At 73.3% G+C, this 14,756-nt stretch carries 12 protein-coding genes and 1 pseudogene; 6 read left to right on the top strand and 7 right to left on the bottom strand.

Annotation, left to right across the window (positions count from 1 at the left end; all coding sequences use genetic code 11):
- Window positions 1–43 precede the first annotated feature (43 nt).
- Window positions 44–1,042 (bottom strand): LacI family DNA-binding transcriptional regulator, encoded by a 999-nt coding sequence (locus tag FB388_RS00175; RefSeq protein WP_142095405.1) that lies wholly within the window; start codon window positions 1,040–1,042, stop codon window positions 44–46.
- 141 nt (window positions 1,043–1,183) lie between these two features.
- Between FB388_RS00175 and FB388_RS00170 the strand changes: the two genes are divergently transcribed.
- From FB388_RS00170 to FB388_RS00155, 4 genes are read left to right on the top strand one after another with little or no spacing between them, the layout of a single operon-like run.
- Entirely contained in the window at window positions 1,184–2,983 is a 1,800-nt protein-coding gene (locus FB388_RS00170) for a glycoside hydrolase family 127 protein (RefSeq protein ID WP_142095403.1), read from the top strand.
- Between the two features lie 26 nt (window positions 2,984–3,009).
- On the top strand, window positions 3,010–4,335 hold the full coding sequence (locus FB388_RS00165) for an ABC transporter substrate-binding protein (RefSeq protein ID WP_211361696.1): 1,326 nt from the start codon (window positions 3,010–3,012) through the stop codon (window positions 4,333–4,335).
- Window positions 4,332–5,261 (top strand): carbohydrate ABC transporter permease, encoded by a 930-nt coding sequence (locus FB388_RS00160; protein WP_142095399.1) that lies wholly within the window; start codon window positions 4,332–4,334, stop codon window positions 5,259–5,261. The genes FB388_RS00165 and FB388_RS00160 overlap by 4 nt, the downstream gene beginning before the upstream one ends.
- Window positions 5,262–5,265: 4 nt before the next feature.
- The gene (locus FB388_RS00155) at window positions 5,266–6,126 is read left to right on the top strand and encodes a carbohydrate ABC transporter permease (RefSeq protein WP_170225412.1); all 861 of its coding nucleotides are present in this window, start codon (window positions 5,266–5,268) and stop codon (window positions 6,124–6,126) included.
- Between the two features lie 196 nt (window positions 6,127–6,322).
- On the opposite strand, the gene FB388_RS00150 is transcribed toward FB388_RS00155, so the two are convergent.
- The 6 genes and pseudogenes from FB388_RS00150 to FB388_RS00125 all read right to left on the bottom strand — a co-directional run bounded on the left by FB388_RS00150 (window position 6,323) and on the right by FB388_RS00125 (window position 11,784).
- Window positions 6,323–7,231 (bottom strand): DNA-3-methyladenine glycosylase family protein, encoded by a 909-nt coding sequence (locus tag FB388_RS00150; protein WP_142102370.1) that lies wholly within the window; start codon window positions 7,229–7,231, stop codon window positions 6,323–6,325.
- 5 nt (window positions 7,232–7,236) lie between these two features.
- Window positions 7,237–8,307, bottom strand: a complete 1,071-nt coding sequence (gene manB, locus FB388_RS00145; RefSeq protein WP_142102368.1) for a mannose-1-phosphate guanylyltransferase — start codon at window positions 8,305–8,307, stop codon at window positions 7,237–7,239.
- Between the two features lie 14 nt (window positions 8,308–8,321).
- Window positions 8,322–9,074: a glycosyltransferase family protein gene (locus tag FB388_RS00140; protein ID WP_142095397.1), complete on the bottom strand. Its 753-nt coding sequence runs from the start codon at window positions 9,072–9,074 to the stop codon at window positions 8,322–8,324.
- 47 nt (window positions 9,075–9,121) lie between these two features.
- A pseudogene (mmuM, locus tag FB388_RS00135) lies at window positions 9,122–10,015 on the bottom strand (homocysteine S-methyltransferase); the annotation flags it as partial.
- Window positions 10,016–10,055: 40 nt separating this feature from the next.
- Window positions 10,056–10,904 (bottom strand): tetratricopeptide repeat protein, encoded by an 849-nt coding sequence (locus FB388_RS00130; protein WP_142095393.1) that lies wholly within the window; start codon window positions 10,902–10,904, stop codon window positions 10,056–10,058.
- A 52-nt stretch (window positions 10,905–10,956) separates the two neighbouring features.
- Entirely contained in the window at window positions 10,957–11,784 is an 828-nt protein-coding gene (locus FB388_RS00125) for a glycosyltransferase (protein ID WP_142095391.1), read from the bottom strand.
- 342 nt (window positions 11,785–12,126) lie between these two features.
- On the opposite strand from FB388_RS00125, the gene FB388_RS00120 reads away from it, so the two are divergent.
- Complete coding sequence (locus FB388_RS00120; RefSeq protein WP_170225411.1) at window positions 12,127–13,551, top strand: LCP family protein; 1,425 nt, start codon at window positions 12,127–12,129, stop codon at window positions 13,549–13,551.
- Between the two features lie 22 nt (window positions 13,552–13,573).
- On the top strand, window positions 13,574–14,296 hold the full coding sequence (locus FB388_RS00115; protein ID WP_142095387.1) for a TIGR03089 family protein: 723 nt from the start codon (window positions 13,574–13,576) through the stop codon (window positions 14,294–14,296).
- The last annotated feature ends 460 nt before the right edge of the window (window positions 14,297–14,756 follow it).

Raw genomic sequence — 14,756 nt, 5'->3', positions numbered from 1 at the left:
GGTACCTATCCGACGAACGCGCCTTTCGTCGGAAAAGCCTGGATCAGTCGGGGAGGGTCGAGGAGCGCGCCACCAGGCGGGTGGGCATCTGCACCGTGCCGCGGTGCGGCCGCCCGGCCACCGCGTCGAGCAGCATCCGCGCAGCGTGGCGGCCCAGCTCCTCCAGCTCCAGGTCGACCGTGGTGAGCGGGGGGCGGCAGGCCAGCGCCATCACGTCCCAGTTGTCGTAGCCGGTGACGGCGACGTCGTCGGGGATGCGCCTGCCCAGCTCGCGCAGCCGTTCGCACACGCCGCGGGCGATCTGGTCGCTGCCGCAGGACACGGCGTCGAGGTCGGGGTGGGCGCGCAGCAGCAGGTCGACGGCGCCGCGACCCCACCGCTCGCTCCACTCGCCGTAGAGCACGGGACCGCGGAAGGCCGAGCCCGCCGCCGCGGTGGCCGCGGTGGCCCGCTGGACGGCGCTGCGGTGCCGCTGCGGCCCCGTGACGTGCGCGATCGCGGTACGGCCGATGTCCTGGAGGTGTCTCACTGCGCTGGTCGCCCCGCCGTGGTCGTCGACCACGACGGACGCGTCGGCGGGGTCGGTGGAGCTCGAGAACGCGTAGACGACCGGGATCGGCACCTTGATCGGCGCGCGCGGCTCCGTGCGCCGGCCCGTGACGATGATCCCGTCGACGCGGCGGGCGAGCAGCGTGCGGAGGTAGTGCTGCTCGCGCACCGGGTCGTCGCGGGTGTCGCAGAGCAGGAGGGCCATCTCGCCGGCGGAGAGGGCGTCCTCGGCGCCGAGCATGATCGGGATGCTGAAGCGGCCGGAGCTGTCGGTGGTGATCAGCCCGACCGTGTAGCTGCGGCCCGACGACAGCGCCCGGCCGCGACCGTCGGGGGTGAAGCCGAGTTGCTCGGCGGCCCGCCGCACCCGCTCGCGGGTCTCCGCGCGCAGCTGGCCGGTGTCGTTGAGCGCTTTCGACGCGGTGCCGGGCGACACCCCGGCCAGCGCCGCGACGTCGGTGATGCGGACGACGCCGGTACGCCCACTCGTCACCGGCACTCCTTTCCGCGCGTTCCGGGACGAACGCAGCCTACCCGGAGTCTGCAACAGATTTCCCTTGACCACCCCGTACGACGCCGCCTACCGTCATTCCGGAAAACGAATTCCTAGATTTCCGCGACACGCAGGAGTGGCATGACGGCGACCTCGTCCTCGACCAGCACGCGCGGTCCCGCCGCCCCGACGTCGGCCGCCCGGGTGGCGCTGCGCCCGCTCGGGATCGGCGACGTCCGGATCGGCGGGTTCTGGGCCGACCGGCAGCAGGCCAACACAGCGGCCGTGCGGGTGGGACGGCAACGGCTGGAGGACGCGGGCAACCTCCAGAACCTGCGCATCGCCGCCGGGCAGGCCGAGGGCGAGGCGATCGGGCCGGTGTTCGCCGACTCCGACGTCTACAAGTGGCTCGAGGCCGTCGCGTGGGAGTACGCCCGCCGGCCGTCCGATGAGCTGCTGGCGATGCAGCGCGAGGTCACCGCGATCGTCGCGGCGGCCCAGGACGATGACGGGTACCTCGACTCCGTCGTGCAGGTGCGGCACGGGAACCAGCGCTACACGGACCTGCCGTGGAGCCACGAGCACTACTGCGCTGGGCACCTCATCCAGGCCGCGGTGGCCCAGGTGCGCTGCACCGGCGACACCGCGCTCCTGGACGTCGCGGCGAAGCTCGCCGACCACCTGGCCGACACGTTCGGGGAGGACCGCCGCCACGACGTCGACGGCCACCCGGTGATCGAGATGGCGCTCGTCGAGCTGTACCGCGAGACGGGCGACCCGCGCCACCTCGAACTCGCCCGCTACTTCGTCGACGCGCGGGGCCACGGGCTCATGGCCGCGTACGGCAAGGAACCCACCTACTTCTCCGACCGGGTTCCGGTGCGCGAGGCCGGCACGGTGGAGGGCCACGCCGTGCGCGCCGTCTACCTCACCGCCGGTGCCGCCGACGTCGCCGCCGAGCTGGGCGACGAAGGGCTGCTCGAGGCGCTGCGCACCCAGTTCGACCACATGATCGCCACGAAGACCTACGTCACCGGCGGGCTGGGTGCGCGCTGGGAGGGCGAGGCCTTCGGCGACCCGTACGAGCTGCCCACCGACCGCGCCTACGCCGAGACGTGCGCGGCCATCGGCGGCGTCCAGTGGGCGTGGCGGATGCTGCTCGCCACCGGCGACGCCCGCTACGCCGACGCCATCGAGCGCATGCTCTACAACGGCTTCCTGGCCGGCGTGTCCCTGTCCGGCACCGAGTACTTCTACGTCAACCCGCTGCAGCTGCGCAGCGACGCCCACGCCGACGGCAACCGCTCCCCCGCCCACGGCCGCCGCGGCTGGTTCGACTGCGCGTGCTGCCCGCCCAACGTCATGCGCACGCTCGCCGGCCTGGAGGGCTACCTCGCCACGCACGACGGCAGCGGCATCCAGCTCCACCAGTACGCCCCGGGCACAGTCAGGGCGGGCGAGGTCACGCTGACCGTCGAGACCGAGTACCCGTGGGACGGCCTCGTGCGGGTGCGCGTCGACGCGGCACCCGGCCCGGTCCGGCTCTCCCTGCGCGTACCGGCGTGGGCAGACGGCGCCACGATCGACGGCGCACCGGCCGCCCCCGGCTACGTCCAGGCGGAGGTCGCCGCGGGCGAAGCCGTGGAGCTGCGGCTGCCGATGGAGGTCCGCACCACCACCGCGCACCCCCGCGTGGACGCGGTGCGCGGCTGCGTCGCGCTCGAGCGCGGCCCACTCGTGTACGCGGTCGAGCAGGCCGACCACGACATCCCCGTCGACGACCTGCGGATCGATCCGGACGCGCCGCGCGAGAGCGAGCACCGACCGGACCTGCTCGGCGGCGTCACGGTCGTCACCGCGGGCGAGCTGACCCTCGTGCCGTACTACGCGTGGGCCAACCGCGGTCCCGCCCCGATGCGCGTCTGGATCCCGACGATCTGACGCCCCAGCCCAGTCTGGAGAGGACAGTGTCGACCTCACCGCAGACCTCACGCCGCGGTTTCCTCCGCCTCGCCGGCCTCGGCGCGCTCGCCGCCGGGCTGCCGGCCTGCAGCTCGGTGCTCCCGGCACCGGACACCTCCGCCACCGGCTTCGGCACCTCCGCCACCGGCGTCGTGCGCGTCTGGTGCCGGGCGGCCACCCAGACCGGGCTCACCGACCTCGTCGACCGGTTCAACGCGAGTCAGGACCGGCTCGTCGTCGAGCTCACGCCGATCCCGGACGTCCAGTACGTCACGAAGCTGGCCACCGCGATCCGCGCCCGGACCGTGCCGGACCTGGTGGACATCGACGACATCAACTCGCTGCTCTTCGTCTTCCGCGACGCGTTCACCGACCTCACCGACCTGATCGCAGAGCTCGACTTCGCCGACCGGCTCAGCCCCGGCCACCTCGGGCTGGCCACCGTCGACGGCAGGCGGTACGCGGTGCCGTACCTCGCTGACAACTCCGCGCTGTTCTGCAACACCCGGCTGTTCGAGCAGGCCGGGCTCGACGTCGACGCGGCCACCACGAACCTCGACACGCTGCTCGACGCCGCCCGGCGGATCACCGCGCTCGGCGGCGACGTCCGCGGCTGGACGTTCCCCGGCAACTCGCAGGGGGCGCTCGGCTTCGTGGTGCAGCCGCACGTGTGGGCGGCCGACACCGACCTGCTCCGCGGCGAGGTCGGCGCCCAGACCGGCAACGTCGCCGGCAACGAGGCCGTGGCGCGGGTGCTCGAGTTCTACCGGGCCCTGTGGGTCGACGGGCTCGTCCCGCCGGAGAATTTCGCCGACGACGCCTCGCGGTGGGGCGCGGACTTCCGCGCGGGCCGGATCGGGATGATGCCCACCAACTACAGCACCGTCACCACGGACGCCGACCCGGCGCTGGTCGCCGCCACCACGGTGCGGCTGCTCCCCGGGCCCGGCGGCGGTCGCGCGTTCTTCGACGGTGGCGACAACATGTGCATCCCGCGCGGTGCCGAGAACGCGTCCGGGGCCTGGGAGTTCGTGAGGTTCGCGCTCGACCTCCCCCAGCAGTCCGCGCTCCCCGACGGCGGGTACACGCCCGTGCGCTCCGACGTCGCGACGCCCGAGTTCGCGGCGAGGTACCCGCAGGTGCTGCCCCCGCTGCAGGCGCAGAACGAGGGCTACGCACCGCAGACGCTGTCCTACAACGAGATCTACAACCAGCCGGACGGGCCGTGGCTGACGATGTTCCGCCGCGCGGTCTTCGACGGCGAGATCGAGGCGGCCATGGCAGAAGCGCAACAGGGCTACGACCGAATCCTCGGGCAGGCCCAGGCATGACCACCACCACGGCGCCACCGCCGGTCCGGGCCCCGGGACTGCCCACCGCGCGGCGCGAGTCCCTCACCCACCCACCGCGCGTCGGGTTGATGCTGGTCGCACCCGCGGTGCTGATGATCGCGGTGTTCGTCCTCACCCCACTGGTGTTCGCGCTCGGGATCTCGTTCACCGACTGGCCACTCATCGGGGACGTCGAACCCGCGGGACTCACCAACTACCTGAACATCGGCTCCGACACGGGCTTCCTGCGCGCGGTCGGCTACACCCTGCTCTACACGGCGATCGTCACGCTGCCGATCCTCGTGCTCGGCTACCTGCTCGCCGTGCTCGTGCGCGGCAGGCGCCGGGGCGCCACGCTGCTGCGCACGGTGTTCTTCCTGCCGTTCGTGGTGGGCCTGTCCACGCTCTCCTTCCTCACGATCCTCGAAGCCCAGCCGACCAGCGGAGCGATCAACATCGTGCTCGCCGCGCTCGGTATCACCGACGGCAGCACGGCGTGGCTGGTGAACGGCCCGCTGGCCACCGGGCTGATCTCGGTGCTCGTGATCTGGGGCGTCGCGGGGCTGACCATGCTGCTGCTGATGGCCGGCATGCAGGCCATCCCGCGCGAGGTCTACGAGTCGGCCGACATCGACGGCGCGAGCTGGTGGCAGCAGGAGTGGCAGATCACCATCCCCATGCTGCGCCGCACGATCGCGATGAGCCTGGTGATCTCGGTGATCGGCTCGCTGCTCGCGTTCACCCAGTTCTACGTGCTCACCAACGGCGGGCCGGGATCGGCCACGACCACCGTGGTGCTCTACATCTACAAGCGCGCATTCGTGCAGCTGCAGCTGGGAGCAGCGTCCGCCCTGTCGATCGTGCTCGTGATCGTGGTGGCGCTGGTGACGGCCCTGCAGCTGTGGCTCGTGCGGAGCGAGGAGTGACCCGATGACGCGATCCGCAACCGGCAGGCGCGAGACGCGCACCAAGCAGATCCTCTACATCGTCGGCGGCACCGGCGCGTTCCTCGTCTTCGCCCTGCCGCTCGCGTGGGCGCTGTTCCGATCCGTGCAACCGGGCGACGTGATCGTCGCCGCACCGGACCCGGCCACGTTCTTCGACCTGACCGGTGCCAACTTCGCGGCGCTGGTCAGCGGCCCCGGGAACCTGATCAGGGCCGTCGGCAACAGCCTCGTCGTCGCGCTGTCCACCGCCGCGCTCACCACGGTGCTCGCCACCGCCGCCGGATACGGGTTCGCCCGGTTCCGGTTCCGCTCGGGCCCGTTGCTGTTCTCGCTGGTCGTCGCGTCCATGATGGTGCCGTTCCAGGCGATCCTCACCCCGCTCTACCTGCAGATGAACCTCATGCGCCTGACCGACAGCCTGTTCGGGCTGGTGCTGTTCAGCACCACCGTGAACCTGCCGTTCGGGATCCTCGTGATGCGCAACGCCTTCTCCTCGGTGCCCGGGGAGCTGGAGGACTCGGCGCACATCGACGGCGCGAACACGTTCCGGATCGTCACCTCGGTGCTGCGGCCGCTGATCGTGCCGGGCGCGGCCACCGTGGCGCTGTACGCGTTCCTGGCCACCTGGACCGAGTTCCTCGGAGCACTGACGTTCCTCACCGACCGCGACCTCTACACGATCCCGGTCGCGCTGGTGAACCTGCAGCAGGGCTCGTACGGGCAGATCGACTACGGGCTGCTCGCCGCTGGCTCGGTGATCGCGATGATCCCGTGCGTCGTCCTGTACATCGCGCTCCAGCGCTTCTACGTCGCCGGGCTGGCGTCGGGCGCGGTGAAGGGCTGACGCCACCGCGACACGCGCGCACTCACACCGCGACTCGCGTGCACGGAGACCGCGACTCGCGGACGGGGTGTGCACCAACCCCCGCGAGTCGCGCTCTGGGTGTGCGCGAGTCGCGCTCTGGGTGTGCGCGAGTCGCGCTCTGGGTGTGCGCGAGTCGCGCTCTGGGTGTGCGCGAGTCGCGGTGTGATTGCGCGAGCTAGATCGCCCGGTAGTCCTTCGCGGAGAAGCGCGGGCCGAAGCGGGGGCGGCGGAAGCCGGAGACCTCGATGTAGCGCACCGCCCGGTGGCGCTGCGGCTTGTACGGGGCCAGCTCGGCGAGCATCCCCGCGTCGTCGAGGGGGCGGCCGAGCAGCGCCCAGCCGACGACGGACGGGATGTGGAAATCGCCGACGCTCACGGCGTCCGGGTCACCCCAGGCGCGCTGCGCGATCTCCGCCGCGGTCCACACCCCGATCCCGGGCACCTTCCGCAGCAGCTCCCGCCCGCGGTCGCCGCCCAGCTCACAGGCGGCCTCCAGGCGGTGCGCCACCACTGCCGAGGCCAGAATCGCGCGCCGCCGCGCGAGATCGACGCCCGCCCGGTGCCACTCCCAGTCCGGGATCGCCCGGATCTGCGCGGGCGATGGGGGCAGCCGCAGGCCGTCCGGGACAGGTCCCGGCGCGGGGTCGCCGAAGCGCCGGCACAGCTCCCGCCACGAGCGGCGCGCCTCGGTGCCGGTGACCTTCTGCTCCAGGACCGACGGCACCAGCACGTCCCACACCCGCATCGAGGCGCCGAGGCGCAGCCCGGGCTTCCGCTTCGCGGCGTCCGCGACCAGCGGGTGGTGGGCGACGAACTCCTCCGGGCGGTCGTTCGCCCCGAGGAGCGCCGGGATCCCGTCGAGGGACCACGCTGCGCCGGACCCCCATGCCTGCGCGACCACGGTGCCGTCGGAGCGCCGGTGCAGCCGCAGGGTGGCCGGGCCGTCCGGGGTGGTGCCGGTCCGCCAGATCGCGGAGCCGTCGGCGAACCACGTGGGGTCGCCGGGTCCGCGTCGCAGCGGGGCGAGCACGCCGGCGACGTCGAGCCGGAAGTCCGGCCGCCACTCGCGCGTGCTCGCCCCGATCACGATCAGACGTCCGGGGAGAAGCGCAGCCCGTGCGGGGGCAGCACCACGTCCGGCCAGATCCGCATGCCGTGCCGGAGCTCGCAGTGCGCGCCGACGACGGCCCGGTCGCCGATCACGGCGTCGTACAGGGCCGCGCTCTCCTCGACCCGCGCGCCGGTGCCGACCACGGAGTTCACGACGCGGGCGTTGTCCTCGACGACGGCGCCGTCGAACAGCATCGAGCCGTCGACGCGGGCCCCCTTGCCGATCTTCACGCCGCGCCCGACGGTCGTGCCGCCGAACACGCGCGCCGAGTCGTCGACAGTGGCGCCCTCCAGCAGCAGCGACTCACCGGTCGGCCCGGGCAGCGCGTCCGACGGCGCCACGCCGCGGACCAGGTCGGCGGAGCCCTTCACCAGGTCGAGCGGCGTGCCCAGGTCGCGCCAGTAGGCGGCGTCGACGTGTCCCGAGACCCGGGCGCCCGCCTCCAGCATGTCGGGGAACGTCTCGCGCTCCACCGAGACCGGTCGGCCCTCGGGGATCGACTCGATCACCTCGCGGCGGAACACGTAGCAGCCGGCGTTGATCTGGTCGGTCGGCGGGTCCTCGGTCTTCTCGAGGAACGCCGTGACCCGGCCGTCCTCGTCGGTGGGCACGCAGCCGAACGCGCGGGGGTCCTGCACGCGCACCAGGTGCAGCGTGGCGTCGGCCTTGGTGCGGCGGTGGGTGTCGACCACGGCGGTCAGGTCCGTGCCGCACAGCACGTCGCCGTTGAACACCAGCACGTCGGGTGCGGACAGGTACTTGAACACGTTGCGGATGCCACCGCCGGTGCCCAGCGGCTCGGTCTCGACCACGTACTCGAGCTCCAGCCCCATCGCGGAGCCGTCGCCGAAGAAGTCGGAGAAGGTCTCGGCGAGGTAGCTCGTACCGAGCACCACCCGGCGCACGCCCGCGGCCTGGATCCGGGAGAGCAGGTGCGCCAGGAACGGCACGCCGGCCGTCGGCAGCATGGGCTTGGGGGCCGACAGCGTGAGCGGCCGCAACCGCGTTCCCTTGCCGCCGACCAGCACCACGGCCTCGACGTCGTCCAGCACGCGCTCTCCTCCTACGGTTCGGGGTCAGGTACACGGCGCGCGAGCGCCGTCAGCGCCCGCGCCGTTCCACGAGCGCGGTCGCGCACGTACCGGTGCAGCCCGGCCGCGTGCGGCTCCAGGATGCCGTGCCCGTTCCCGAACGTGTCACCGGGCTCGACATCCGCCGCCGCCTCCGGTACGGCGACGACGAGCCACCCGGCCCGGCCCAGGCGATCGCCCAGGTCGACGTCGCCGATCCCGCCGGGTCCGCCCAGGTAGCGGCCGTCGAGCCCGTCGACGGAGTCCCACGCCGCCCGGCGGACGAGCACGCCCGCGGTGGACAGCCAGCCCGTCGGCCCGGCGCCGGTCCCGCCGGGGATCCGGCCCCGCGCGGCGGCGGCCAGCCCCGGCAACGGCCCGCCGCTCGGCCCGCGCACCCCGTGCAGAGTCGGGCCGAGCAGCCCCGCCCGCGGGTGCCGCGTGCCCGCGTCGAGCAGCACGTCGATCGCGCCCGGCCGCCAGCGCAGGCCCGGGTCTGCGAGCACGACCCACCCCACGTCCGGTTCCAGCCCCGCCACCCCGCGGTTGACCGCCGCCGCCCACCCCACGTCCTCGGGCATCCGCACCACCTCCCCGTCGCCGGCGGAGGAGGCGGTGTCGACGACGACCAGTCGCGTGCCGGCGGGCAGCGAGGCCCGCAGGCCGTCGACGGACGGCCGCCCCCGCCGCGTGACGGTGACGACGGCCGGCGCATCCCCGTACTCCCGCACGGGATCGGTGTTCACGCGGCGCAGGGTAGCTGCGCCGCCTCAGACGTTCAGGAAAGCCACGTTCAGGGCCTGTATCGCCCTCGATGTGGCTTTCCTGAACCTCGGACGGCCTCGGCGAGCCGAGCGATCTCCGCCGGCCCCACCCGGCAGCACCCCCCGACGATCCGCGCCCCCGCCCCGACCCACCCGCGCGCGTCCTCGGCGGCGAAGCGCGCAGGCCCGGTCCAGCCTCGGCCGGAGGCGTCCCATCCCGCCCCGCTGTTCGGGTAGGCGAGCACCGGTTTGCCGGTGATGTCGCGGGCGAGCGCCACCGCGGCCGGCACGTCCCGGGGCGCGCAGCAGTTGACCCCGACCGCGACGATCTCCGGCGCCCCGGCCGCGACCGCGAACGCGTCGGCGAGCGGCTGGCCGGCTCGGGTGCGGTCGCCGTCGATGCTGTAGCTCAGCCACGCCGGCAGCCCGAGCCCGGCCACGGCGTCGACGAGGGCCTCTGCCTCGTCGACGTCCGGCACGGTCTCGAGCGCGAGCAGGTCCGGGCCCGCCGAGGCGAGCACCTCCATCCGCGGCCGGTGCCAGTCCTTCAGCGCGGCGACGCCGAGGCCGTAGCGGCCGCGGTACTCCGATCCGTCGGCCAGCACGGCGCCGTACGGCCCGACCGACGCGGCGACCCACCGCCTGCGCCCGCCTGCCGACGCGGCAGCGTCGCGCGCCAGCTGGACGCTGCGCCGCAACAGCCGCTCCGCCCCGGCCCGGTCGATGCCGCGGGCGGCCAGCCCTTCGAAGGACGCCTGGTAGCTCGCCGTGATCGCGATGTCGGCGCCCGCGTCGAAGAAGGCCCGGTGGACGGCCGCGATCTCCGCGGGCTCGTCGATCAGGAGCCGGGCCGACCACAGGGCGTCCGAGAGGTCGTGCCCGCGGGCCTCGAGCGCGGTGGCCATACCGCCGTCGGTGAGGAGGACGGTGTCGCGAAGGGGAAGGCCACTACCCGCCGGCGGCTCAGTACTCGTCGGCCTCCACCCCGTCCAGCTCGGCCAGCGCCTCGAGGGCCTGCTCGTCGCCCTCGTCGACCGCGATCTGCAGGTACGGGCGCGCCTCGTCGAGCCTACCTTCGTCGGCGAGGAAGCGGCCGAGGGCGAAGGCCCACCCCGGCTCGGCGATCCGCTCGGCCTCGCGGAACTCCCGCTCCGCGGCGGCCGGGTCCCCGCTGACGGCCAGGAACTGCCCGTATGCGGTGCGGGCCCGCAGCGCGCCGAGCTCCCCCGCCCGCCGGTACAGCGCGTCGGCGTCGGCGAAGCGGCCCTGCTGCACGCGCACGTCGGCGAGCGCCAGGATCGTCTCGGGACGCCGCTCCGACGCGTACTGCTCCGCGGCGGCCGCGGCCGCGGGCAGGTCACCCGCCTCCAGCTGCAGCTCCACCAGGTTGGCCGCGGCGAGCTGGTCACCGGCTTTCGCGGCGTCGACGAGCAGTCGGACGGCCTCGACCAGCCTGCCCTCGTCGCGCAGCAGGATCGCGAGGTCGTTCGCCGCGGGCACGTCCCCCGATCCGACGGCGAGCCGGAGGGCGGCCTCGGCCCGCTCCCGCTCGGCGAGCTGCACGAGCGCGACGCCCAGCCTGCTCGCGTACCGCAGGTCCCCCTGTTCGACGCGCGGCTCCAGGAGGTCGACGACCGCCCGCCAGCTCCCGCTGTCGAAGTAGGCCCGCACGAGCAGGTCGAGCGCCGAGGGCGCGCCGCCCGCCAGTGCCTGGCGCAGCACGTCCGCGGCCTCGGCCGGGCGTCCTTGGGCGAGCAGCGCGGCACCCTGCACCGCGAGATCCGCGGCGAGATCCTCGGCCGACTGATCCATTCGCAACCACCTCGATCGGGTGGCGCGATGCTGTCACCGCCTCAGCTAAAAGTCACTTTCTGTAGGGGGCGATTACTCTCCGATAGGCCGAACGGCGGAGTCCTTCCGGGACCAACCGGTAGCCACCCCGTACGACCAGGTTCCGAACGAGCTGCCGGCGCGTCGTGAACTCCAGCTCGCGGAACCGGCGCTGGACGGCGATCTCCGCCCGGAGCAGGTCCAGCCCGCCCCGGCGCGCGTACGCCCCGGCGCCCACGCGGTACTTCACGAGCGGCTCCGCGACGTTGGCCACCCGCGCGTCGGCGAGGATCAGCTTCGCCCAGAGCAGGTAGTCCTCCATCTTCGCGAAGTCGGTGTAGCCGCCCACGCCGATGACGAGCGACCGCCGATACACGACGGTCGGATGGTTGAACGGGGTGGCGAACCGGGCCCGGCGGCGGATCTCGGCGGGATCGGTCGGCACGGCACGCGTGGCGACGATCTCGTCGGGATCGTCGGCGAACTCGACCAGTCCCGACCCGACGATGTCGATCCCCGACTCCATGATCGGCATCTGTACGGCGAAGCGGTGCGGGAGCGAGATGTCGTCGGCGTCCATGCGGGCCACCACGTCGTGGTGGCAGGCCGCGAGCCCGGCGTCGAGCGCGGGTCCGAGACCGACGTTGTGCTCCAGCTCCACGAGGTCCACCGGAACGGGGCTGTCCTTCACGAGCTCCGCGATCTTCTCGCCGAGCGGCTCGGGCACCGGCCCGTCACGCACGATGACGACCTGGTCGGGTCGGCGGGTCTGCGCGTCCACCGATGAGCGGAACGCCTCGGCGAGGAAGTCGGGCTGGTCACCTGCCCAGACGGGCAGCAGAAGCGACAGCTGCTCGGGCAACGAGAGCTCCCTCCGCTCCGGCCACGTCTACCGGAGTAACGGTGCGTAACTGGCAGTGCCGCGATGGCCGTCACCCGCGACACGCCCTGCGGCGTTCTGGACGAACGCGTTCCGTGTTGCACCCTAGGAGACAGGGACATCGCGACGAGCGGAGGTGCACCGATGGATGGACGGGGCACCACACGCGCGACACTCGCCCGGCCCCCGGACCGGGACCGTGCGCGCGCCGTGCCGCAACGGCGCCGGCCGTCCGATCCCCCTCGTCCACCCGTCAGGCCCCGGCCGGAACGCGCCGAGCGGCGGCAGCCCGGCCTCCGCCGACGCCTGCGCACCGCGCTCGTGATGGCATCGACGCTGGTCATGGTGCTCACCGGTACGGCGTGGGGGCTCTACCGGGACGTCACGGCCGGCATCAGCACCACGGACGTCATCGCAGGCGGCGGGGACGGCGGTGACCTGAACATCCTGCTCGTCGGCGTGGACAGCCGCACGGACGCCCACGGCAACCCGCTGCCGCCCGAGGTGCAGCGGATGCTCTCGAGCGGCCCGGACACCGGCGTGCTGAACTCCGACACGATCATCCTGCTGCACGTGCCGGAGGGTGGTGGGGCCGCCACCGCGTTCTCCATCCCGCGCGACGCCTACGTGTACATCCCCGGCTACCGCCGCGACAAGATCAACGCCGCGTACCCGGCGACCAAGGCGCTCGCCGCCGAGCGGCTGGTGGCCGACGGGGTGAAGGACCCGAAGCGGATCGAGGCCGAGGCCGCGAAGGAGGGCCGCAGCACCCTGATCCGCACCGTCGAGAGCCTGACCGGGCAGACCGTCGACCACTACGCCGAGGTCAACCTGCTCGGGTTCTACAACCTCACGACCGCGATCGGCGGCGTGGACGTCTGCCTCCGCAAGGCCGTCGACGACCCGCTGTCCGGCGCCCACTTCCCGGCCGGGCCGCAGACGATCTCCGGACCGGACGCACTCGCGTTCGTCCGCCAGCGCCACGGCCTCCCCGACGGCGACCTGTCCCGCATCCGCCGCCAGCAGGTGTTCCTCGCCGCCGTCGCCGACCGGATCCTCGCCGGCGGCACGCTGTCCGACCCGGCCCGACTCGGAGCGCTCATCGGCGTGGCACAGCAGTCCCTCGTGATCGACGAGGACTGGGACCTGCTGGGGTTCGCCCAGCAGGCCGCCGACCTCGCGGCCGGCAACCTGCAGTTCGTCACGATCCCCACCGACGGCCGCGAGTCGAACGCGCGCGGCGACGTCGTGCTCGTCGATCCGCGGGCCGTCGAGGAGTTCATCGAGAGGCGGATCCACGAGCAGGCCGCGGCCGCCGAGGCCGCCGTTCAAGCCGCCGCCGCGCAGGCCGCGGTACCGCCCCCGCCCGCCGACCTCGTCGCGTCGCGCTACGTGGTGGACGTCCGGAACGGGTCGGAGCAGGGCGGGATCGCCGCCTCGGTCGCCGAGCACCTGCGCGACCTCGGCTTCGCCCGCGGGACCGTGGCCAACACCGAGGCCACCGACACCTCCGTGGTGCGCTACACCGGTCCCGACGGCGACGCCGCGCACGCGGTCGCCGAGCAGCTCGGCGACATCGGCACCGAGCAAGACGCGTCGGTGACCCGCGGGCACCTGAAGGTGGTGCTGGGCGCCGACTTCGACCCCGCGGTGGTGCCCGCCGAGAAGGCGCCGCCGGCAACCACGACCGAGGCCGAGCCGAAGCCGACCGAGCCGATCACGGCCTCGGGCGTGCCCTGCATCGACTGACCGTCGCCATAGGGTGACGGGTGTGACGCTCACCGCCGCCCTCCTCGGACCGCTGCGCACCGGCAGTGCCGCCGCTCGCCCGTTGATCACGTTCTACGACGACGCCACCGGCGAGCGCGTGGAGCTCTCCGCCGCCACCACGGCGAACTGGGCCGCGAAAGCCGCGAACCTGCTGCGGGAGGAGTGCGACGTCGAGCCGGGCACGCGGGTGGCGCTGCTGCTGCCCGCACACTGGCAGACGGCCGCCGTTCTGCTCGCGGCCTGGTGGTGCGGGGCCGAGGTCGCCAGCCGGCCCGAAGACGCCGATTGGGTGCTGTGCGACGCCGACCGCGTCGACATCGCGCTGGCGTCCGGCCCGGCCGGCGGGGTGGTGGCGCTGTCGCTCGACGCCTTCGGCAAGGGCATCACCGGCCTGCCACCCGGGGTGGTCGACTTCGCCACGGAGGTGCGGCTGCAGGGCGACGAGTTCGTGCCGTGGGAGCAGGTTCCCGACAACGCCCCCGCACTCGACGGCGCCACCGTCTCCGAGGTCCTCGCCGGCGCCCGGGCCCGCGCCACCGAGCTGGGCCTGTCCCGCACCGACCGCGTGCTGTCCACCCTGGACTGGAACACGGCCGAGGGCCTGCGGGACGGCCTGCTCGCCGTGCTGGCCGCCGAGGCGTCGCTCGTGCAGGTCCGGAACGCGGACGAGGCAGCGCTCACCCGGCGCGCCACCACCGAACGGACCACTTCCCGGCTCGGCTAGTCCGCGTGTGGGGGCTTCCCGATCAGCACGGGAACGGGTGGCTCCGATTCGCGCAACCGTGTGATTACGGCGCGGGTGCGTTCCGCGGAAAGCAGTCGGTGCCGCTGTGGTGGCAGAGCGTTCCGGTGACCGCGAGGTGAGAAGTCGGCACCACCGCAGCTCGCGTGGCACCCGACCGCGGCGGCCTCGTCCCGGCTGCCGTACCCCGGGTCGGGCGGCCGTCGCACCGAAGTGCGCGATCATTCAAACTGGCGGTTACCCATTGCTGTGGCCACGGGTTTTCCAGCGCACAATCGGTGGCATGACTTCCTCCGTGCCAGGGCGTGAGCGTGGTCGGACGTTGATCATGCGTGACCCTGACCAGCTAGTTTGAGCGCTGGTGGCCCGCGAGTCCAAGGTGGATCGCTGACCCGTTCGATTGTCATGCCAGCGGTGCGGACCTGCTCGAACGGTAGGCGGT

This window comes from Pseudonocardia cypriaca, assembly GCF_006717045.1.
Classification (GTDB): domain Bacteria; phylum Actinomycetota; class Actinomycetes; order Mycobacteriales; family Pseudonocardiaceae; genus Pseudonocardia; species Pseudonocardia cypriaca.
Note: the sequence above shows the minus strand (reverse complement) of the source record. Positions and strands in the feature narration are given on the sequence as shown.

Excerpts from the sequence above, each read along its gene's own strand:
- FB388_RS00170 (WP_142095403.1), top strand. The coding sequence starts at position 1,184 with ATGACGGCGACCTCGTCCTCGACCAGCACGCGCGGTCCCGCCGCCCCG.
- FB388_RS00160 (WP_142095399.1), top strand. The coding sequence starts at position 4,332 with ATGACCACCACCACGGCGCCACCGCCGGTCCGGGCCCCGGGACTGCCC.
- FB388_RS00155 (WP_170225412.1), top strand. The coding sequence starts at position 5,266 with ATGACGCGATCCGCAACCGGCAGGCGCGAGACGCGCACCAAGCAGATC.
- FB388_RS00130 (WP_142095393.1), bottom strand. The coding sequence starts at position 10,904 with ATGGATCAGTCGGCCGAGGATCTCGCCGCGGATCTCGCGGTGCAGGGT.
- FB388_RS00120 (WP_170225411.1), top strand. The coding sequence starts at position 12,127 with ATGGCATCGACGCTGGTCATGGTGCTCACCGGTACGGCGTGGGGGCTC.